This window comes from Conexibacter sp. CPCC 205762 (assembly GCF_030646155.1).
In the GTDB taxonomy this organism is placed as follows: Bacteria; Actinomycetota; Thermoleophilia; order Solirubrobacterales; family Solirubrobacteraceae; genus Conexibacter.
Genome location: NZ_JAUTDN010000002.1, coordinates 246,934 through 264,158, shown reverse-complemented (window position 1 = coordinate 264,158; position 17,225 = coordinate 246,934). Strand labels below are relative to the sequence as shown.

The window sequence follows — 17,225 nt, the reverse complement described above, 5'->3', positions numbered from 1 at the left end:
ATGGATTCCGCTTAAGGCTGTCGGCTGCGGCGGCTCACTGCCGGGGCAGCTTCACCACCGTCACGAAGAACTCGTCGATCTGGCGCACGACCTCGATGAAGCGATCGAAGTCGACCGGCTTGGTGACGTACGCGTTCGCGTGCAGCCTGTAGCTGCGCAGCACGTCCTCCTCCGCCTGCGAGGTCGTCAGCACGACGACGGGGATCGTCGCCAGCTCGTCGTCGCCCTTGATCTGCTTGAGGACGTCGCGACCGTCCATCTTCGGCAGGTTCAGATCGAGCAGCACCAGATCGGGGCGGGGCGCGTCGGCGTACCTGCCCTCCCTGCGCAGGTACTGCATCGCCTCGACGCCGTCGGTCACGCACGCGAGCGTGTTCTGGACCTTGTTGTCCTCGAACGCCTCGCGGATCATCAGCGTGTCGCCCGGGTCGTCCTCGACCAGCAGGACGTCGATCGGCTCCATGATCTTGGGTGTGCTCATTCGTCCTCCTGGAGGGCGGGCAGGGTGAAACGGAAGGTCGTGCCCGCACCTGCGTCGGTGTCGAGCCAGATCCGGCCGCCGTGATACTCGATGATCTTGCGGCACATCGCGAGGCCGATGCCGGTGCCGGCGTAGACGTCCTTCGGATGCAGGCGCTGGAAGATCATGAAGATCCGCTCGGCGTAGTCGGGCTCGATCCCGATGCCGTTGTCGGTGACGGCGAACTGCCACTCGTCACCGACGCGCGCGATCGCGACCTCGATCCTCGGAGGGACGTCTCTGGAACGGAACTTGAGCGCGTTGCCGACGAGGTTCTGGAAGACGCCGGCCAGCAGCGACGCCTCGCCGCGCACCGGCGGCAGCGACTCCGGCACGACGACCTCGGCGCCGCTCTCCTCGATCGCGGCGGCGAGGCTGGTGAGCGCGTGGCGCAGCACGTCGTCGAGCTCCACCACCTCCAGCTCGGTCGTGACGCGGCCGACGCGCGAGAAGGAGAGCAGGTCGTTGATCAGCTGCTGCATCCGCTTCGCGCCGTCGACGGCGAACTCGATGTACTGGTCGCCGCGCTCGTCGAGCTGGCCCTTGTAGCGCTTCTCCAGCAGCTGACAGAAGCTCGCGACCTTGCGCAGCGGCTCCTGCAGATCGTGCGAGGCGACGTAGGCGAACTGCTCCAGCTCCGTGTTGGAGCGCTGCAGCTCGCGCGTCTGCTGGTCGAGCCGTCTGTGCGCCTCCTGGATCGAGGCGAGCTCCTCGACGATCCGCCGCCGCATCGTGTCGACGTCGTCTCCGAGGTCGACGATGTCGCGCGGCCCGCCGCCGGCGATCTCGTGCTCGAAGTCGCCGCGGGCGGTGCGACGGACCTGCCGGCTGACGCCCTGCAACGGCCGCGTGACGACAGCGCGCAGCGAGACGACGACGCCGATGATGCCGAGCACGAACAGCAGTGCGATCGCGACGAACGTGTAGGTGAGCGAGTTCGCCGCCGAGGTCAGCTGCCCGCGGCCGGCGTTGCGGACCGCGGTCATCTCCGCCTGCTCGGCGGCCATCGCTCTGCGGATCGCGTCGAACAGTATCCGGCCCTCTTCGGGGTCGGGCTTGTCGCGCGCGTTCACGCCTCTGTCCTGGACGGCCGCGATCGTCGGTCTCGCGTACCGCGTCTGCCACGCGTCGACGCGCCGCTCGACCTCCCGCAGCAGCTCCCTGACGCGCGCGTGCTCCTCGATCGTCGTGATCTCGTGCAGCGTCCTGAGCGCATCGCGGGCCTCGTCGAGGCCGTCCTCCCACGGGCCGAGGTAGTCGTCGCGCCCGCCGATCGCGTAGCCGCGCACGCCGGTCTCCTGGTTGATCAGCGCGTTCGACAGCTGCAGCGACGCCGTCAGCGCCGGGCCGTTCTTGCCGACGACGAGCGTGCGCGCGTCGGTCAGGCGCGTGATCGCGAGGATGCCGAGCACGATCCCCATCGCCGCGACCGCCGCCATCGCGATCGCCGCCCACGTGAACCACTGGCTGACGGTCAGACGGCTGACGAGCCGCCCGCGCGGCTGATCGCTCACAGGCCGAGCCGTGCCGTCACGAGCACCATCGCCAGGTCGTCGGTCAGCTCGCCGCCGTGCAGCCGCTCGACCTCGGCGACCAGCTCGTCGAGCAGCGGCGCCGGGTCACGGCCGGCGGGGACGCCGCCGAGGCCGCGCTGCTCCAGCAGCTCGACCAGCCGCTCGGGCCCGAGCCGCTCGGCGCCGGCACCGATGCGGCCCTCGATCAGGCCGTCGGTGTAGAGCAGCAGCGACCAGTCGCCGCCCAGCTGCACCGGGTTGCCGCGCCAGTCGGCAGCGTCGACGAAGCCGAGCGGCGGGCTGACGTGCTCGACGCACAGCAGCCGCACGCCGCCCGCGTCGGCGAGCACCGGCGGCGGATGACCGGCGAGGAAGACCTCCGCGCCGGCGCGATCTGGCGCGACGACGGCGACGCAGAGCGTCGCGAACATGTCGGGCGCGTGCCGCTCGTGCGCGAGCATCTGCTGCATGCCGGCGAGCGTCTCGCGCGGCGGGCGCAGCGCCAGCGTCAGCGTCCGCCAGGCGATCCGCAGGCAGGCGCCGAGCGCCGCCTCGTCCGGCCCGTGACCGCTGACGTCGCCGATCAGCACGTGCAGCGTGCCGTCGTCCAGCTCGACTGCGTCGTAGAAGTCGCCGCCCAGCAGCGCCCGCCGGCGGCCGGGGCGGTAGCCGGTCGTGAGCTCGACACGCGCGTCGGAGACGAGCGCCGTCGGCAGCAGACCGCGCTCGAGGCGGGCGTTCTCGCGCGCCGCCAGCTGCGCCTCCAGCAGCTCCTGCTGGGAGCGCTCGAGCCTGCGGCGCTCGATCGCATAGCGGATCGCGCGCGCCAGCATCGAGCCGTTGACGCCGCTCTTGGAGAGGTAGTCCTGGGCGCCGCTGGAGAGCGCCTCGATCCCGCGGTGCTCGTCGTCGTGGCCGGTCAGGACGACGATCGCCGCGTCGGGCGCGGCGATCCGCATCCGCTCGACCGACTCCATCCCGAAGGCGTCGGGCAGGCCGAGGTCGAGCAGCACGCAGTCGAGCTGGCCGGGCAGCAGCTCCTCGGCCTCGCGCAGCGTGCCGACGTGGACGACGTCCAGATGCGGCGCCGCGTCCGACAACAGCTCCTGCACCAGCACGGCGTCGCCGAGGTCGTCCTCGACCAGCAGCAGCCTCAGCGGGTATGACGGCGTCACCACCGAAGCGGTCTCGGTGCCGAAGGGGTGCGGCGGGGTGAGCGCGGCTCAGTCCTCGTCTTCGTCGACGAGCTGGTCGAGCAGGTCGGGGAGGACGCCGAAGAACGCCTCTTCGAGCGCCGGGTCGATCTCGACCGTGACCGACTCGAAGTGGCTGTGGTCGTCGTGCAGGTGCACGTTCGATCTGACCGACGCTCCGGCCAACACGAAGAACGGCAGCAGGCTGAAGTAATCGAGACCCTCGAAGTCGTCCGCTTCGAGGCCGGTCTCCTCCAGCAGCTTCCAGAGGCGGTCGTCGTACTTGGACTCGCCGATGGCGATGTGCGCGAGTTGCGTCATGCGCGGCATTCTGCCAGGCGGCGCTCGAAACGACGAACGCCCCGCGTCGGGCGGGGCGTTCGTGCGATGGGCGGAGCAGGATTCGAACCTGCGTAGGCAGAGCCAACGGGTTTACAGCCCGTCTCCTTTAACCACTCGGACATCCGCCCAGGCGTGGTCAGGCCGGCGAAGTGTAGCGAGGCCGACGCCGCGCCGCCGCCTGATCTGCAGGCGGCGGCAGGGCTGCCGTGTGCGGCGCGTCGCTACGACGCGTCGCGGAGACGCTGCGCCTCGGGCAGCGCCTCGAGCTTCTTGAGCGTGTGGTTCTCGATCTGGCGGATCCGCTCGCGCGTGACGTTGAACGCGCGGCCGACCTCCTCGAGCGTGCGCGGGCGGCCTCCCCCGAGGCCGAAGCGCATCTCGATCACCTCGCGCTCGCGCTGCGGAAGGGCAGCGAGCGCACGCCTGACGTTGTCGCGGCGGAGGTTCTCCGACGCGAGCTCGAACGGCGACTCGGCCGTCTGATCCTCGACGAAGTCGCCCAGCTCGGACTCCTCCTCCTCGCCGATCGGCTTCTCGAGCGAGACCGGCTGCTGGGCCATCCGCAGGATGTCGCGGACCTCCCTCACGGTGCACTCCAGCTCGGCGGCGATCTCCTCCGGCGTCGGCTCGCGGCCGAGCGACTGCACGAGCTGACGCTCGACGTGCACGACCTTGTTGAGCTTCTCCACCATGTGGACCGGGATCCGTATGGTCCGGCCCTTGTCGGCGATCGCGCGCGTGACGGCCTGGCGGATCCACCAGGTCGCGTACGTCGAGAACTTGAAGCCGCGACGATGATCGAACTTCTCGACCGCGCGGATCAGCCCGAGCGAGCCCTCCTGGATCAGGTCGAGGAACGTCAGTCCCCGCCCGAGGTAGCCCTTGGCGATCGAGACGACGAGGCGCAGGTTGGCCTCGATCATCTGCTGCTTGGCGACCATGTCGCCGCGCTCGATCCGCTGGGCGAGATGGACCTCCTGCTCGGCCGTCAGCAGGCTGACTCTGCCGATCGAGCGCAGGTAGAGCCGCAGCGAGTCGAGGCTCGGCTCGACCGTGAGGTCGATCTCCGGGCGCTTCGACGCCGTCCCGCGGCGCGTGTCCGGCCGTTCCCCCTCGGCGCTGCCGGCGGCGGACACCGCAGGCTTGCCGTCGGCCTCGACCACGTCGATGCCGTGCTCCTCCAGGTGCGCATGCAGCTCCTGCACCTGCTCCTTCGTGACCTCCACCTCCTCCAAGGTGGTGGCAATCTCCTCGAACGTCAGGTACCCACGCTCCTGACCCTCGGCAATCAGCTGACGGAACTCCTCCATCTCCGCGATCGGAGCCTCGTCCGCCAACAGAACTGCAGCCTTCTCCCTCACGATGAGCTCGTTCCTCTTCGAGACGCGATTCGGACCATGCGCAAAGCTGGCCGCGCAGGGCCCCCCTCTCCTCAGTGCACCTCGTAACTGAACGCTACGTCCGCGACGGCAGTCGCGATGTGGCTGAGCCCATGTCTCGCTCTCCGGCCCCAAGGCAGCGGAGGCAGGCTTCCAGCCAGGTGCGGATTGATACCACATGCCTGGCGATATGCCCACCTTCGTTCACGATCGAGGGGGCGAAAAAGCGAGCATCGCTACCCTTCGAGGGACGATGTCCGACTCCAGCACCGTCAGCTATCAGGGCCCCGACGTCCAGGCAGGGCCGCCTCCGCTTGCCGTCAGCCTCTCGCGCGTGGGCGTCACCGGCGTCGAGAAGGTCATCCGCATCAGACAAGATGGCACCGAGCAGCTCTTCTACGCGAGACTCGAGTGCTTCGTCGACCTCGGGCCGCATCAGAAGGGCGCGCACATGTCGCGCTTCGAAGAGGTCGTCAACGAGGCGATCGGCGAGGTCATCCTCGGCGAGTCGACCTTCCGCGCGGAGACGCTCGCGAAGCGCATCGCCGAGCGCGTGCGCGAGCGCCAGGGCGCGCGCCGCGCCGAGGTGACGATCACCGCCCGCTACCCGGAGCACAAGCCGGCGCCGGTCTCCGGCATCCAGACGCAGGAGATCTACACGCTGTACGGCTCCGCCGTCGCCTCCGAGCGGGGGACGCGCCGGATGATCGGCGTCGCCGCCGCCGGCATGACCGCCTGCCCCTGCGCTCAGCAGCTGATCGAGGGCTCCTCGCGCGAGCGGCTGCTGGCCGACGGCTTCAGCGAGTCCGAGATCGAGCGGATCTTCGACCACGTGCCGGTCGCGACCCACAACCAGCGCGGCCTCGGCACGCTCCACATCGGCCTGCCCGAGCACTGCGACGAGGACGTCGACGCGCGCGTGCTGCTCGACATCGTCGAGAACTCGATGTCGAGCGAGATCTACGAGCTGATGAAGCGCTCCGACGAGGGCGCCGTCGTCGAGAAGGCCCACCGCCGGCCCCGCTTCGTCGAAGACTGCGTGCGCGAGATGGTGCGCGGCGTCGTCGACCGCTTCGGCCCGTTCGGCGACGACACCTTCTTCTCCGCCCGCCAGGAGAACCTCGAGACGATCCACCAGCACAACGTCGACGCCGAGCGCTTCGGGCTGCTCGGCGAGGTGCGGCACGAGCTGGAGACCGGCGAGCAGTCGCCGACGCACGTCTCGATGCGCAACTGGCTCGACGGCGCGGAGTAGCGGGAGCGCGTCAGGCGCGCTCGGCGCCGCGTTCGGCGGCTGTCCGGGCGCGGTCGCGCGCGCCGAGCGTGCGGCGCAGGCCGAAGAAGTAGTCGGCGCCGGAGGCGACCGTGACGGCGACGGTCGCGTAGACGAGCAGGTCGACCCACAGCGCGCTGTCGGCGAGGATCAGCGCCATCACCATCGCGATCTGGAAGCAGGTCTTCAGCTTCCCGAAGAAGCTCGCGGAGATCACGACGCCCTGCGAGGTCGCCGCCATCCGCAGCGCGGTGACGGCGAACTCGCGCGCGATGATCACCATCGCGACCCAGGCGGCGACGCGCCCGAGCGAGACGAGCGCGACCAGCGCGGCGATGATCAGCAGCTTGTCGGCGATCGGATCCATCAGCTTGCCGAAGGTCGTGATCGCGTTGCGCGAGCGGGCCAGGTAGCCGTCGAGCATGTCGGTCAGCGAGGCGGCCGCGAAGACGATCGCCGCCCACAGGTCGCCATTGGGCGTCTCGCCCAGCAGCGCGACGACGAGCACCGGCACCAGCAGGATGCGCAGCAGCGTGAGGACGTTGGGGACGTTGACCGGGAACATCGCGAACCACGCAGGCTACTGCGTGGCTCGCGAAGCTCAAGGAACGGGCGCCGGCGGGCGTCAGCCGGCGGGCGGGCCGGGCCGGGCGGCGCCGAATCTACGCCTTCAGCTTGCGCCCGGTGCTGAACAGCCAGCTGCTCCAGACGACCATCACCGCCGCCAGCACCGCCATCACGCCGAGCGACAGCCAGACCGAGACGTCGCTGACGCCGAGGAAGCCGTAGCGGACCGCGTTGATGACGAAGAACAGCGGGTTGACGTGCGAGATCTCCTGCCACGGCGACGGCAGCGTGTCGACCGAGTAGAAGGTCCCGCCGAGGAAGCTCAGCGGCACGATCACGATGTTCTGGACGAAGCTGGCGTGATCCCACGACTGCGCGTAGACGCCGACGATCACGCCGAGCGAGGAGAAGATCACCAGCGACAGCACGACCGCCAGGAACAGCACGAACGGGTCGTGGACCGGCACCGAGGTGACCGGCAGCGCCAGCAGCACGAGCGCGATCCCGATCAGCACCGCGCGCACGGCGCCGCCGAGCGAGAGGCCGAGGTTGACCTCCCAGCTCTTCATCGGCGAGGCGAGCACGTCGTTGATGTAGCGGTCGAAGCGCGCCTGGAAGACCGACGAGCTGTTGTTCGAGTAGGCCGCCTGCACCATCGCCATCGTCACCAGGCCGGGGACGATGAAGACGTCGTAGTCGACGCCCTCGACCGCTCTGATGCGGCTGCCGAGCGACAGCCCGAAGACGAGGATGAAGAGGAACGAGGAGACGATCGGCGCGGCGATCGTCTGCTGCCACAGCTTCAGCACGCGGTTGACCTCGCGGCCGGCGAGCGCGATCAGGCCGCGATGGCGTTCGGCGAGCGTGCCGCCGGTCGCGATCGGGGCGGGCGCGGGGGCGCCGTTGGCGGAGCCGGAGTCGAGCGCGCTCATGCGGCCGCCGCCATCGCCTTGACGTAGACGTCGGCGAGCGTCGCGACGCCGTAGTGCTCGCGCAGCCCGTCAGCTGAGTCGCGCGCGAGCAGTCTGCCGCCTCTGATCAGCGCGATCTCGTTGCACAGCTCCTCCGCCTCCTCGAGGTAGTGCGTCGTCAGCAGCACGGTCGTGCCCTCGCCGTGGAGGCGGCGGATGTACTGCCACAGGTCGAGCCGCAGCTCGAAGTCGACGCCGGCGGTCGGCTCGTCGAGGATCAGCAGGCGCGGCTCGTGCATCAGCGCACGGGCGATCAGCAGCCGGCGGCGCATGCCGCCCGACAGCTTCGGGACGCGCGTCTGCGCCTTCGCGGTGAGGTCGAAGATCTCCATCATCTCGCGCGCGCGGCGCTTGGCGTGGGCGCGGCCCATGCCGTAGTAGCCGCCGTGGTAGAGCAGCGTCTCCTCGACGTCGACGAAGCGGTCGAGGTTGATGTCCTGCTCTGCGAGGCCGATCAGCTTGCGCGCGTCGGCGACGCGGTGGTCGTGCCCGAAGATGCGGATCTCGCCGCCGGTCGTGCGGATCAGGTTGCAGACGGCGCTGATCAGCGTCGTCTTGCCGGCGCCGTTGGGGCCGAGCAGGCCGAAGAACTCGCCGGCTGGAACGGTCATGTCGAACCCGTCCAGGGCGAGGAAGCCGTCGTCATATCGCTTCGTCAGCCCGCGCAGCTCCAACGCGGGGACGGGATTATTTGCATGCGCCATCATCTATGAGGCTAGACGATCCGCTCCGCCACCCAGGCGGCGAGATCGTCCTCACGCGCCTCGCCGTCCAGCACCCGCTCGACCAGGTCCACTGCCCGCGCGTGCTCGCGCGCGTGGTGACCGCGCGCGATCTGCAGCGGCCTGCCGTTCTTCGCCAGGAAGCCGACCATCGCCGTCACCGCCACGTCGTCGTTCACCTGCGGTCGCAGTCGTTCACCGGAGAACAGCCCTTCGTCGTCGAGCAGCTCCTCGCGCGCGAGGCTGACCGCGAGCGCCGCCGCCAGCTGCGGAAGCGGACGCGACCGCAGTGAGCCGTCGGGACCGGCGTACGGAGCGAACAGCGCCAGCAGCAGCCGGTCGTGCGGGACGATCTCCAGCAGCCGCGACGTCGCGACGCCGGTCTCCAACTCGGCCGCGACGAAATAGTCGCTGGCGGTGAACAGCTCCGGTGTCATGGTGGCAAGCTACCGCGGTATCACTCAATTCGTCTACACCAGTTATGTTGTATTTACGCACGGAGCTGGTGTAGATGAACGAGCGTCGAGGATGAAATAATCCGGACTCTCGTGGGGCACGCAGGCGAGAAAGGACGGGGCATGAAAGCGATGACGCTGCGCCTGAGCGAAGACCTCGCCGCCGACCTCGCGCTCGTCGCCCGCGCCGACGGCCTCAGCGCCGCGCAGGTGGCCCGCATCGCGCTGGCGCAGTACATAGCCGACCGGATGGAGGACGCGACGCTACGCGACCGCATCGACGACGCCCACGCGGCCGAGAAGAGACGGCTGGAGACGGTGAAGCGGACGTAGCGGCCGGCGGGCCCAGGTCGCCGCGCGCACGACGCGACGCCGCCGCGGCGCGATTGTCGGCGAGGCATGTCGGCCGCCGCGAGAGGGGATGCTCCAGCACACGTGCGCGCGATGGTGCTCGACTCGCCCGACCGGCCGCTGCGCGCGGCCGAGCTGCCTGACCCGGTCCCGGGAGCGGGCGACCTGCTGCTGCGCGTGCGCGCCTGCGGCGTCTGCCGCACCGACCTGCATCTGCGCGACGGCGAGCTGGCCGCCGGCCACACGCCGCTGGTGCTCGGGCACCAGATCGTCGGCGAGGTGCTCGCCGCCGGCAGCGCCGTCGCGGGCGCGCGCGGGGCGCAGCTCGGCGCGCGTGTCGGCGTGCCGTGGCTCGGCTGGACCTGCGGCGAGTGCCGCTACTGCACCAGCGGGCGCGAGAACCTCTGCGCACGCGCGCGCTTCACCGGCTGCGACCGCGACGGCGGCTACGCCGAGCTGACCGTCGCCGACGCGCGCTTCTGCTTCCCGCTGCCGGAGCGCGCCGCCGCGCCCGCGCCGGACGCGCGCGGCGGAGGGGCGGACGCGTCCGCGACGGGAGCCTCCGCGGCCGCGGACGCGCTCTCTGACGAACAGCTCGCGCCGCTCCTCTGCGCCGGACTGATCGGCTACCGCGCGTTGCAGATGGCGGGCGACGCGGAGCGGCTCGGGCTGTACGGCTTCGGCGCCGCCGCCCACCTGATCTGCCAGGTCGCCGTGCACGAGGGCCGCCGCGTCTTCGCGTTCACGCGCGAGGGCGACCGCGCCGGGCAGCAGTTCGCGCGCGAGCTGGGCGCCGTCTGGGCCGGGCCGAGCGCCGAGCGGCCGCCGGAGGAGCTCGACGCGGCGCTGATCTTCGCCCCCGTCGGCGCGCTCGTGCCGATCGCGCTGCGGGCCGTCGCGCGCGGCGGCAGCGTCGTCTGCGCCGGCATCCACATGAGCGACATCCCCTCCTTCCCCTACGCCGACCTGTGGGGCGAGCGGACGCTCAGATCGGTCGCCAACCTCACGCGCGACGACGGCGAGGCGTTTCTCGCGCTCGCGCCCCGGGTGCCGCTGCGCACGCAGGTGACGACCTACCCGCTGACCGCCGCCGAGCAGGCGCTGACCGACCTGCGCGCCGGCGCCTTCGAGGGCGCAGCCGTGCTGCAGGTCGCGTGAAGGCCCTGCCCGCGGCCGATCTGCCACAGTTGACGAGCAGTCCCCTGATTCCGTCGCGCCACCAAGGAGGTCCGATCCGCACATGCCCCTCGTCCCGATGGTCATCGAGCGCACCGCGCGCGGCGAGCGCGAGTTCGACATCTACAGCCGCCTGCTCAACGAGCGGATCATCTTCCTCGGCACCGCCGTCGACGACCAGGTCGCGAACCTGATCGTCGCGCAGCTGCTGCATCTGGAGTCGAGCGATCCTGACAAGGACATCTCGATCTACATCAACTCGCCGGGCGGCTCGATCTACGCCGGGCTGGCGATCTACGACACGATGCAGTTCATCAAGCCCGACGTGCAGACGATCTGCGTCGGGATCGCGATGTCGATGGGCTCGCTGCTGCTGATGGGCGGTGCGAGAGGCAAGCGGATGTCGCTGCCGAACAGCCGGATCCTGATCCACCAGCCGTCGGCCGGCTTCGAGGGCCAGTCGACGGACATCGAGATCCACGCGAACGAGATCATCAAGACGCGCAAGCGGATCGACGAGATCTACGCCTTCCACACCGGGCAGAGCGAGGAGAGAGTCCACGCCGACATGGAGCGCGACCGCTTCTTCAAGCCCGACGAGGCCGCCGAGTACGGCCTGATCGACCGCGTCATCCACAAGCACTGACGCGGGCGCGGCGGCCGGGCTGATCCAGCGCCCGGCCGCGCCGCCCACTCACGCGACGGCGTGCTCGATCGCGCCGATCCGCTCGATCTCGACCCGCACGACGTCGCCTGACGCGAGGAAGCGCGGCGGCTGCATGTGCTCGCCGACGCCGCTCGGCGTGCCGGTCAGGATCAGGTCGCCCGGCTGCAGCGCGATCGTCTCGCCGAGGAACGCGACCAGCTGCCGGCAGCCGAAGATCAGGTCGGAGGTGCGCGCATCCTGGCGCGGCTCGCCGCCGACCCAGCTGCGGATGCGCAGGTCCTCCGCGGCCGCGACCGGCAGCTCGTCGGCGGTCACGATCCACGGGCCCCACGGGCAGAAGCTGTCCGCGCCCTTCGCACGCGTCCACTGCGGCTCGCTGCGCTGCAGGTCGCGGGCGCTGACGTCGTCGGCGACCGCGAAGCCGGCGATCTCGCCGCCGCTGCCGAGCACGATCGCCAGCTCCGCCTCGTAGTCGAGCCGCTCGACGACCGCCGGCCTCCTGATCGGGCCGCTCGGCGGCGCCGAGGCGCCGGGCTGCTTCATGAAGACGATCGGCTTCACCGGCCGCTCGCGCCCGGCCTCGGCGGCGTGGGCGGCGTAGTTGAGGCCGATCCCGTAGATCGCGTTCGGACGCGGGACCGGCGCCAGCAGCGTCACGTCGGCGAGCGGCCAGTCACGGCCGGCGGCCGGCGTGCGGTCGCCGGAGGCGAGGCGGGCGCGGACGCCGTCGGGGTCGGCCGGGTCGAAGGCGATCGCGCGGTCGCCGCGGATCTCGCCGGCGAGCGGCTGCGCGTCGCCGGGCGGGAGGAAGGTCGCGAGCTTCATGGCCGGGAGGCTAGCCACGCGGCGGGGCGGACGCGGGCGGGCTCAGATCGCCAGCGCCAGCCACAGCGCCGTGGTGCCGAGCAGCAGGCCCGGTATCACCGTGACGAGGCCGAGGCGGGTGAAGGTCGCCAGCGCGGGAACGCCGTCGCGCGCGGCCTCGTCGCCGGACTCGCGCAGGACGCGCTTCCACAGCAGCGTCGCGAGCGAGCCGGCATAGGTCAGGTTCGGCCCGACGTTGACGCCGACGAGCGCCGCCAGCAGCGCCGGCGTGCCGCGCTCGGCCAGCGCCGGCAGCAGGATCAGCGTCGCCGGCAGGTTGTTGACGAGGTTCGCCAGCAGCGCCGCGACGGCCGTCACGCCGAGCAGCTGCGGCAGGCCGTCGCCGTGCGGGACGATCGCGTCGACGACCTCGTCGAGCCCGAGCGAGAGCGCGATCGCGACCGCCACGCCGAGCGCCATCACGCCGACGAGGAAGCCGGGGCTCGCCGCCTTCGCGAGCGCGAGCAGCGAGGTCCGCCCCTGCGCCAGCGCCGGCACCGCCAGCACGAGCGCGCCGGCCGCGGCGACCCACGCCGGGTCGATCCCCAGCGGGGTGCTCAGGACGAACCCGACGAGCGTCGCGGCGACGACGGCGGCGGCCAGCAGCGGTGCGCCGTCGTGGGGGGCGTCGGGGGCCGGCGCGGCGGCGGGAGGCGCGGAGCCGGCGGCGGGCGCGGCGGCGGGCAGCGCGGCGGCGGGCGCGGGGGCTGTGGGAGGCTCGGCCAGCTCGCGCGCGAAGAAGCGCCGGAACGCGATCCATTCGACCGCCAGCACGACCAGCTGCGGCAGCGCCATCAGCGCCGTGAACTCGAGGAAGCCGATCCCCGCCTCGTGGAAGGCGAGCAGGTTCGTCAGGTTCGCGACCGGCAGCAGCAGCGACGCCGCGTTGGCGAGGTGGACGCAGGCGTACAGGTGCGGCCGCGCGCGCAGGCCCAGCAGCGACGCGCTGCCGAGCACGACCGGCGTCAGCAGCACCACCGTCGCGTCGAGCCCGAGCACCGCCGTGACCGCGGCCGCGAGCGCGAACACGAGCGCCAGCAGACGCTGCGGGCGGCCGCCCGAACGCCGCGCCAGCAGCCGCCCTGCTGCCGCGAACAGCCCCTCGCGCTCGCACAGGTGCCCGAGCACGAGCACGGCGGCGAGGAAGGCGAGCGTCGGGGCGAGGGCGTGGACCTCGTCGCCGACGCTCACGTGCGGCTGCTCACGTGACCGGCGACTCCTCCGCCGCGGCCTGCGCCTCGACGTGCGTGACCGGCAGCCCGAGCCCTCTCGCCTTGCTGACGAGGTCGAGGTGCAGCCATCTCGATATGTGCTTGGGCAGCGTCGAGATCACGATCTCGTCGTAGGGCGCGAGGTTGACGGCGTCCTCGATCGCCATCAGCGGCTCGGAGCTGCCGACGTTGCCGGTGACCGGCCCGCCGGCCGCCGCGCTCAGCGGCCCGAGCGCCTCCGCCAGCGTCCGCTCCGCCTCGCCGCCGTCCCCGTCCTGCGGGTCGACGAGCTTGTGCAGTCCGGGCGGGTGTCTCGGCACGACGAGGTGGAAGGTCGCCGGGCCGCGCGCGGCCCGCGCGCGCACCGCGTCGCGCAGCCCTTCGGTCGCGGCGGTGCGGTTGGCAACGAGCAGGACGCGTGCTGGTGCGGGCATGAAAGGCCTCCGAGCGGTCGGCGGCGGGGACGTGGTTCGCCTTCTCAGGATGCCCGCAGCCGGCGCCCGCTACGCGGCTACGCACGCGCGACCCGCTCGGCGCCCGTGTAGACGTTGACGCGCCCGCCGCGCGCGAAGCCGCACAGCGTCAGCCCGCGGTCGCGCGCCAGCTCGACCGCGAGCGAGGTCGGCGCGCCGACGCCGACGAGCACCGGCGCGCCGGCCACGACCGCCTTCTGCACCAGTTCGAACGACAGCCGCCCGCTGACGCACAGCAGCCGCTCGCGCAGCGGCAGCTCGCCGCGCTCCAGCGCCCAGCCGACGACCTTGTCGAAGGCGTTGTGACGGCCGACATCCTCGCGCACGACCTGCAGCGTCCCCTCCCAGTCGAACAGGCCGGTCGCGTGGAGGCCGCCGGTGCGCGCGAACTCCGGCTGCACGAGCCGATCGGGCAGCGCCGCCAGCAGCGCCCGCGGCAGCGGCGGCAGCGCGCCGTCGAGCGGCAGCGCGGGCGCGTCGACGGCGACCTGCTCGATCGCGCCCTTGCCGCAGACGCCGCATGAGGAGGTGGTGTAGAAGCTGCGCTCGCCCGGGTCGCGCAGCAGCGGTCCGGCGACCTCGACGGCGTTGACGGCAAGGTCGGCGGTCGGGCCGATCCGCGGCCAGCGGTCGATCAGCGCCTCGCCGTGGAGGAAGCCGGCGGCGAGCCGCTCGTCGTCGCCCGGCGTGCGCATCGTGACCGCCAGCGGACGGCCGTCGACGCGGATCTCCAACGGCTCCTCGACGGCGACGAAATCCTCCTCGCCGTCGCGCTCGATCGCCGCGTGCATGCCCCGGATCCGCACCTGCGGCTGTCTGTCCGGCATGTGACGATCGTACGCCGTGCTCTCGGCAGGCGTTGTGCGGAGCGGTACGGTGTTCGGTACATGCGGCGTGACGGAGGGTTGCGGAGGAGACTCCTCGTCGGACTCGGGACGCTCACCGTCCTCTTCCTCGCCGTGCTCGGCACGATGCTGTTCGCGGTCCACGAGCTGCGCGCGACCGACCGCGCCGCCCAGCGGACCTCCGAGGTCGTCGTCCCCACCAGCCGCGCGCAGACGGAGCTGACGAAGCTCGAGACGGCGATGCGCGACCGAGTCGAGCAGCGCACGCCGGGAAGCGCGAGAGCGCTCGACCGCTCGATCGCAGAGGTGCTGGGGGCGCTGCGGAGGGTCGAGCTGGCGGTCGCCGACCGCGACGACACGGTCGCGGGCCTGATCCGCGCCGAGGTCGCCGCCGCGCGCTCCTTCATCGCCGACGTCGTCGAGCCGATCAGCGCCGACCCGTCGGCCTCGCTCGGCGACGGCTCGCGCCTGTCCCGCGCCGAGCGCCAGTCGGAGCAGATCGCGCTGCGGCTCAACCAGCTCGTCGAGCGCGGCCGCGCGACGCTGCTGCCGCGGCGCGAGCGGACCGCCCACCTCGCCCAGCTGGCCGAGATCGTCGGCGTCGCCGGGATCGTCTTCACGCTGCTGCTGCTGGGCGGCTGCCTGCTCTACTTCCGCCGCTCGGTGCTCGACCCGATGGGCAACGTCGCCGCCGCCGCGAGAGCGATCGCGGAGGGCGACCTGCAGGCGCGCGTGCGCGGCGACGACGCGATCGGCTCGGGCGAGGTCGCCTCGCTGGCGCAGACCTTCAACCTGATGGCCGACTCGCTGGAGGAGAACCGCGCCGCGCTGCAGCGGCAGAACGCCGAGCTGGAGAGCCGCGGCGCCGAGCTGGTCGACGCCGTCCGCTCCGCGCGCGAGGGCGCGAGCGTGCTGCGCGCCGTGCTCGACGCGACGCCGGACGCGATCGCGCTGCTCGACCGCGAGGGCGGGCCGATCGTCGACAACCCGCCGATGCGGGCCGTGCGGGCCGCCTTCGGCGCGCGCGCGACGGCGATCGACCAGGACGGCACGCTCGTCCCGCTCGACGCCGGCGACGGCAGCGGCGAGGTGCGCGACGAGATCACGCTGCTCGGCACGCGCCGCGCCTTCGCCCGCTACGCGACGCCGGTGCGCGACGGCCACGGCCGCCTCATCGGCCGCCTGCTGGTGCTGCGCGAGGTGACGCGCGAGCGCGAGGCGGAGCGCGTCAAGGAGGAGTTCTTCGCGCTCGTCTCACACGAGCTGCGGACGCCGCTGACAGCGATCCTCGGCTACGTCGAGCTGGTGCTCGGCGAGCATGCCGAGGCCGGCACCGACGCCGACGAGGAGCGCCGCCACCTGGAGATCGTCGAGCGCAACGCGCAGCGGCTGCTGCGGCTCGTCGGCGACCTCCTCTTCGCCGCCCAGGTCGAGTCCGACTCGCTGCTGCTGGAGCCGGGGATCGTCGACCTCGCGCGGATCGCGCACGAGGCCGTCGAGGCGGCGCGGCCGCGCGCCGAGGACGCCGGCATCCTGCTGAGCGCCCAGATCGATCCGCTGCCGGCCGCCGTCGGCGACCGCGACCGGCTCGCGCAGGTGCTCGACAACCTGATCTCCAACGCGCTCAAGTTCACGACCGCCGGCGGTCACGTCGAGGTGCGGCTGAGCCGTGCCGGCGACGAGGCGCGGCTCGACGTCGCCGACACCGGCGTCGGCGTCCCGCGCGGCGAGCAGAGCCGCCTCTTCGACCGCTTCTTCCGCGCCTCCAACGCGACCTCGCGCGCGGTCCCCGGCGTCGGCCTGGGGCTGATGATCGTGCACGCGATCGTCGCCGCGCACGGCGGCACGATCACGCTCGCGAGCGAGATCGGCGAAGGCTCGACCTTCACCGTGCGACTGCCGCTGCAGACGGCCGAGGTGCGCGACCGCGACGCGGCGGGAGGGCCGGGCGCGATCGGCGGGATCGGCTCCTACTCGACCGGCGGCCGGTAGCGGTAGCCGAAGCCGCGGACCGTCTCGATCGGCGACGGCGCCGCCGCGTCCCAGCCGAGCTTGCGCCGCAGGTAGCCGACGTAGAGCTTCACCTGGTCGCCGCCGAAGCCCTCCGTGTCGCCCCACACCAGCTCCAGCAGCCGGTCGCGCGCGAGCGTCTCGTTGGGATGGCGGACGAACGCCGACAGCAGCTTGAACTCCAGCGGCGTCAGCTGCACGAGCCGGCCGTCGACTCTGACCTCACGGCTGACGTAGTCGACCGTCACGGTCGCGTCGCTGTACGCCGGCCGCACCTCCGGCGGCCCGCTCGTGCGCCGCAGCAGCGCCTCGACGCGCGCCAGCAGCTCCTGGCGGCCGAACGGCTTCGTGACGTAGTCGTCGGCGCCGCCCTTCAAGCCGCGCACCTTGTCCAGCTCGCCGGCGCGCGCCGTCAGCATCAGCACCGGCACCTCGGTCAGGTCGCGGATCCGCTCGAGCGTCTGCCAGCCGTCGAGCTCCGGCATCGTCACGTCGAGCACGACCAGGTCGGGCGTCGCGCTCTGCAGCATCCGCAGCGCCTCGATCCCGTTGGCCGCCTCTCTGACGGCATGGCCGGCGCGCTCGAGCAGCACGCGCACGAGCCGCCGGACGTCTTCCTCGTCCTCGACGACGAGCACCTCAGCCATTCTCATCCTGTCTTCCATACCAGATTCATGCACGCTTGGCGCACG

At 71.9% G+C, this 17,225-nt stretch carries 19 protein-coding genes and 1 tRNA gene; 5 read left to right on the top strand and 15 right to left on the bottom strand.

Going from position 1 to position 17,225, the window contains the following annotated elements; genetic code table 11:
* Window positions 1–34: 34 nt before the first annotated feature.
* From Q7L73_RS03390 to Q7L73_RS03365, 6 genes are all read right to left on the bottom strand, one after another.
* Window positions 35–481, bottom strand: a complete 447-nt coding sequence (locus tag Q7L73_RS03390) for a response regulator (protein ID WP_304686295.1) — start codon at window positions 479–481, stop codon at window positions 35–37.
* Window positions 478–2,034: an ATP-binding protein gene (locus Q7L73_RS03385; protein ID WP_304686293.1), complete on the bottom strand. Its 1,557-nt coding sequence runs from the start codon at window positions 2,032–2,034 to the stop codon at window positions 478–480. Before Q7L73_RS03385 ends, Q7L73_RS03390 begins: the two co-directional genes overlap by 4 nt.
* Complete coding sequence (locus tag Q7L73_RS03380) at window positions 2,031–3,209, bottom strand: PP2C family protein-serine/threonine phosphatase (protein ID WP_304686291.1); 1,179 nt, start codon at window positions 3,207–3,209, stop codon at window positions 2,031–2,033. The genes Q7L73_RS03385 and Q7L73_RS03380 overlap by 4 nt, the downstream gene beginning before the upstream one ends.
* Window positions 3,210–3,257: 48 nt before the next feature.
* Window positions 3,258–3,548: a hypothetical protein gene (locus Q7L73_RS03375; RefSeq protein WP_304686289.1), complete on the bottom strand. Its 291-nt coding sequence runs from the start codon at window positions 3,546–3,548 to the stop codon at window positions 3,258–3,260.
* A 67-nt stretch (window positions 3,549–3,615) separates the two neighbouring features.
* Window positions 3,616–3,697 (bottom strand) — tRNA-Tyr (locus Q7L73_RS03370).
* A gap of 93 nt (window positions 3,698–3,790) precedes the next feature.
* Window positions 3,791–4,879 carry a sigma-70 family RNA polymerase sigma factor gene (locus Q7L73_RS03365; RefSeq protein ID WP_304686287.1) on the bottom strand — a complete coding sequence of 363 codons (1,089 nt, stop codon included), beginning with the start codon at window positions 4,877–4,879 and terminating at the stop codon, window positions 3,791–3,793.
* A gap of 322 nt (window positions 4,880–5,201) precedes the next feature.
* Here Q7L73_RS03365 and mptA point away from each other — a divergent pair, with 322 nt between their 5' ends.
* Window positions 5,202–6,203, top strand: coding sequence for a GTP cyclohydrolase MptA (gene mptA, locus Q7L73_RS03360; protein WP_304686285.1), 1,002 nt, complete (start codon window positions 5,202–5,204; stop codon window positions 6,201–6,203).
* A gap of 10 nt (window positions 6,204–6,213) precedes the next feature.
* Here the strand turns inward: mptA and pgsA are convergent, their stop codons facing one another.
* The 4 genes from pgsA to Q7L73_RS03340 form a co-directional block, all read right to left on the bottom strand.
* A complete protein-coding gene (pgsA, locus tag Q7L73_RS03355; RefSeq protein ID WP_304686283.1) occupies window positions 6,214–6,786 on the bottom strand; it encodes a CDP-diacylglycerol--glycerol-3-phosphate 3-phosphatidyltransferase in 573 nt (190 codons plus the stop codon).
* Between the two features lie 97 nt (window positions 6,787–6,883).
* A complete protein-coding gene (locus tag Q7L73_RS03350) occupies window positions 6,884–7,720 on the bottom strand; it encodes an ABC transporter permease (protein ID WP_304686281.1) in 837 nt (278 codons plus the stop codon).
* Complete coding sequence (locus tag Q7L73_RS03345; RefSeq protein WP_304686279.1) at window positions 7,717–8,463, bottom strand: ABC transporter ATP-binding protein; 747 nt, start codon at window positions 8,461–8,463, stop codon at window positions 7,717–7,719. Before Q7L73_RS03345 ends, Q7L73_RS03350 begins: the two co-directional genes overlap by 4 nt.
* Before the next feature lie 11 nt (window positions 8,464–8,474).
* Window positions 8,475–8,918, bottom strand: coding sequence for a hypothetical protein (locus Q7L73_RS03340; RefSeq protein WP_304686277.1), 444 nt, complete (start codon window positions 8,916–8,918; stop codon window positions 8,475–8,477).
* Window positions 8,919–9,059: 141 nt separating this feature from the next.
* On the opposite strand from Q7L73_RS03340, the gene Q7L73_RS03335 reads away from it, so the two are divergent.
* The 3 genes from Q7L73_RS03335 (at window position 9,060) to clpP (ending at window position 11,109) form a co-directional block, all read left to right on the top strand.
* Window positions 9,060–9,269 carry a hypothetical protein gene (locus tag Q7L73_RS03335; RefSeq protein ID WP_304686276.1) on the top strand — a complete coding sequence of 70 codons (210 nt, stop codon included), beginning with the start codon at window positions 9,060–9,062 and terminating at the stop codon, window positions 9,267–9,269.
* A 102-nt stretch (window positions 9,270–9,371) separates the two neighbouring features.
* The gene (locus Q7L73_RS03330; RefSeq protein ID WP_370552347.1) at window positions 9,372–10,445 is read left to right on the top strand and encodes a zinc-dependent alcohol dehydrogenase family protein; all 1,074 of its coding nucleotides are present in this window, start codon (window positions 9,372–9,374) and stop codon (window positions 10,443–10,445) included.
* A gap of 82 nt (window positions 10,446–10,527) precedes the next feature.
* Window positions 10,528–11,109 (top strand): ATP-dependent Clp endopeptidase proteolytic subunit ClpP, encoded by a 582-nt coding sequence (gene clpP / locus Q7L73_RS03325; RefSeq protein ID WP_304686272.1) that lies wholly within the window; start codon window positions 10,528–10,530, stop codon window positions 11,107–11,109.
* 48 nt (window positions 11,110–11,157) lie between these two features.
* On the opposite strand, the gene Q7L73_RS03320 is transcribed toward clpP, so the two are convergent.
* From Q7L73_RS03320 to fdhD, 4 genes are all read right to left on the bottom strand, one after another.
* Window positions 11,158–11,955: a fumarylacetoacetate hydrolase family protein gene (locus Q7L73_RS03320; RefSeq protein ID WP_304686270.1), complete on the bottom strand. Its 798-nt coding sequence runs from the start codon at window positions 11,953–11,955 to the stop codon at window positions 11,158–11,160.
* A 42-nt stretch (window positions 11,956–11,997) separates the two neighbouring features.
* Window positions 11,998–13,185 (bottom strand): SLC13 family permease, encoded by a 1,188-nt coding sequence (locus Q7L73_RS03315; protein WP_304686268.1) that lies wholly within the window; start codon window positions 13,183–13,185, stop codon window positions 11,998–12,000.
* 10 nt (window positions 13,186–13,195) lie between these two features.
* Window positions 13,196–13,639 carry a hypothetical protein gene (locus tag Q7L73_RS03310; protein ID WP_304686266.1) on the bottom strand — a complete coding sequence of 148 codons (444 nt, stop codon included), beginning with the start codon at window positions 13,637–13,639 and terminating at the stop codon, window positions 13,196–13,198.
* A 77-nt stretch (window positions 13,640–13,716) separates the two neighbouring features.
* Entirely contained in the window at window positions 13,717–14,505 is a 789-nt protein-coding gene (gene fdhD / locus Q7L73_RS03305) for a formate dehydrogenase accessory sulfurtransferase FdhD (protein ID WP_304686264.1), read from the bottom strand.
* Window positions 14,506–14,565: 60 nt separating this feature from the next.
* Here fdhD and Q7L73_RS03300 point away from each other — a divergent pair, with 60 nt between their 5' ends.
* Window positions 14,566–16,515: an ATP-binding protein gene (locus tag Q7L73_RS03300; RefSeq protein ID WP_304686262.1), complete on the top strand. Its 1,950-nt coding sequence runs from the start codon at window positions 14,566–14,568 to the stop codon at window positions 16,513–16,515.
* Here Q7L73_RS03300 and Q7L73_RS03295 read toward each other — a convergent pair.
* Window positions 16,494–17,180 carry a response regulator transcription factor gene (locus tag Q7L73_RS03295; protein ID WP_304686260.1) on the bottom strand — a complete coding sequence of 229 codons (687 nt, stop codon included), beginning with the start codon at window positions 17,178–17,180 and terminating at the stop codon, window positions 16,494–16,496. The genes Q7L73_RS03300 and Q7L73_RS03295 overlap by 22 nt on opposite strands.
* Window positions 17,181–17,225: the final 45 nt, after the last annotated feature.

Excerpts from the sequence above, each read along its gene's own strand:
- Q7L73_RS03295 (WP_304686260.1), bottom strand. The coding sequence starts at position 17,180 with ATGGCTGAGGTGCTCGTCGTCGAGGACGAGGAAGACGTCCGGCGGCTC.
- pgsA (WP_304686283.1), bottom strand. The coding sequence starts at position 6,786 with ATGTTCCCGGTCAACGTCCCCAACGTCCTCACGCTGCTGCGCATCCTG.
- clpP (WP_304686272.1), top strand. The coding sequence starts at position 10,528 with ATGCCCCTCGTCCCGATGGTCATCGAGCGCACCGCGCGCGGCGAGCGC.
- Q7L73_RS03390 (WP_304686295.1), bottom strand. The coding sequence starts at position 481 with ATGAGCACACCCAAGATCATGGAGCCGATCGACGTCCTGCTGGTCGAG.
- Q7L73_RS03320 (WP_304686270.1), bottom strand. The coding sequence starts at position 11,955 with ATGAAGCTCGCGACCTTCCTCCCGCCCGGCGACGCGCAGCCGCTCGCC.
- Q7L73_RS03345 (WP_304686279.1), bottom strand. The coding sequence starts at position 8,463 with ATGGCGCATGCAAATAATCCCGTCCCCGCGTTGGAGCTGCGCGGGCTG.
- Q7L73_RS03310 (WP_304686266.1), bottom strand. The coding sequence starts at position 13,639 with ATGCCCGCACCAGCACGCGTCCTGCTCGTTGCCAACCGCACCGCCGCG.
- Q7L73_RS03335 (WP_304686276.1), top strand. The coding sequence starts at position 9,060 with ATGAAAGCGATGACGCTGCGCCTGAGCGAAGACCTCGCCGCCGACCTC.
- Q7L73_RS03350 (WP_304686281.1), bottom strand. The coding sequence starts at position 7,720 with ATGAGCGCGCTCGACTCCGGCTCCGCCAACGGCGCCCCCGCGCCCGCC.
- fdhD (WP_304686264.1), bottom strand. The coding sequence starts at position 14,505 with ATGCCGGACAGACAGCCGCAGGTGCGGATCCGGGGCATGCACGCGGCG.
- Q7L73_RS03340 (WP_304686277.1), bottom strand. The coding sequence starts at position 8,918 with ATGACACCGGAGCTGTTCACCGCCAGCGACTATTTCGTCGCGGCCGAG.
- Q7L73_RS03375 (WP_304686289.1), bottom strand. The coding sequence starts at position 3,548 with ATGACGCAACTCGCGCACATCGCCATCGGCGAGTCCAAGTACGACGAC.
- Q7L73_RS03365 (WP_304686287.1), bottom strand. The coding sequence starts at position 4,879 with ATGGAGGAGTTCCGTCAGCTGATTGCCGAGGGTCAGGAGCGTGGGTAC.
- mptA (WP_304686285.1), top strand. The coding sequence starts at position 5,202 with ATGTCCGACTCCAGCACCGTCAGCTATCAGGGCCCCGACGTCCAGGCA.
- Q7L73_RS03300 (WP_304686262.1), top strand. The coding sequence starts at position 14,566 with ATGCGGCGTGACGGAGGGTTGCGGAGGAGACTCCTCGTCGGACTCGGG.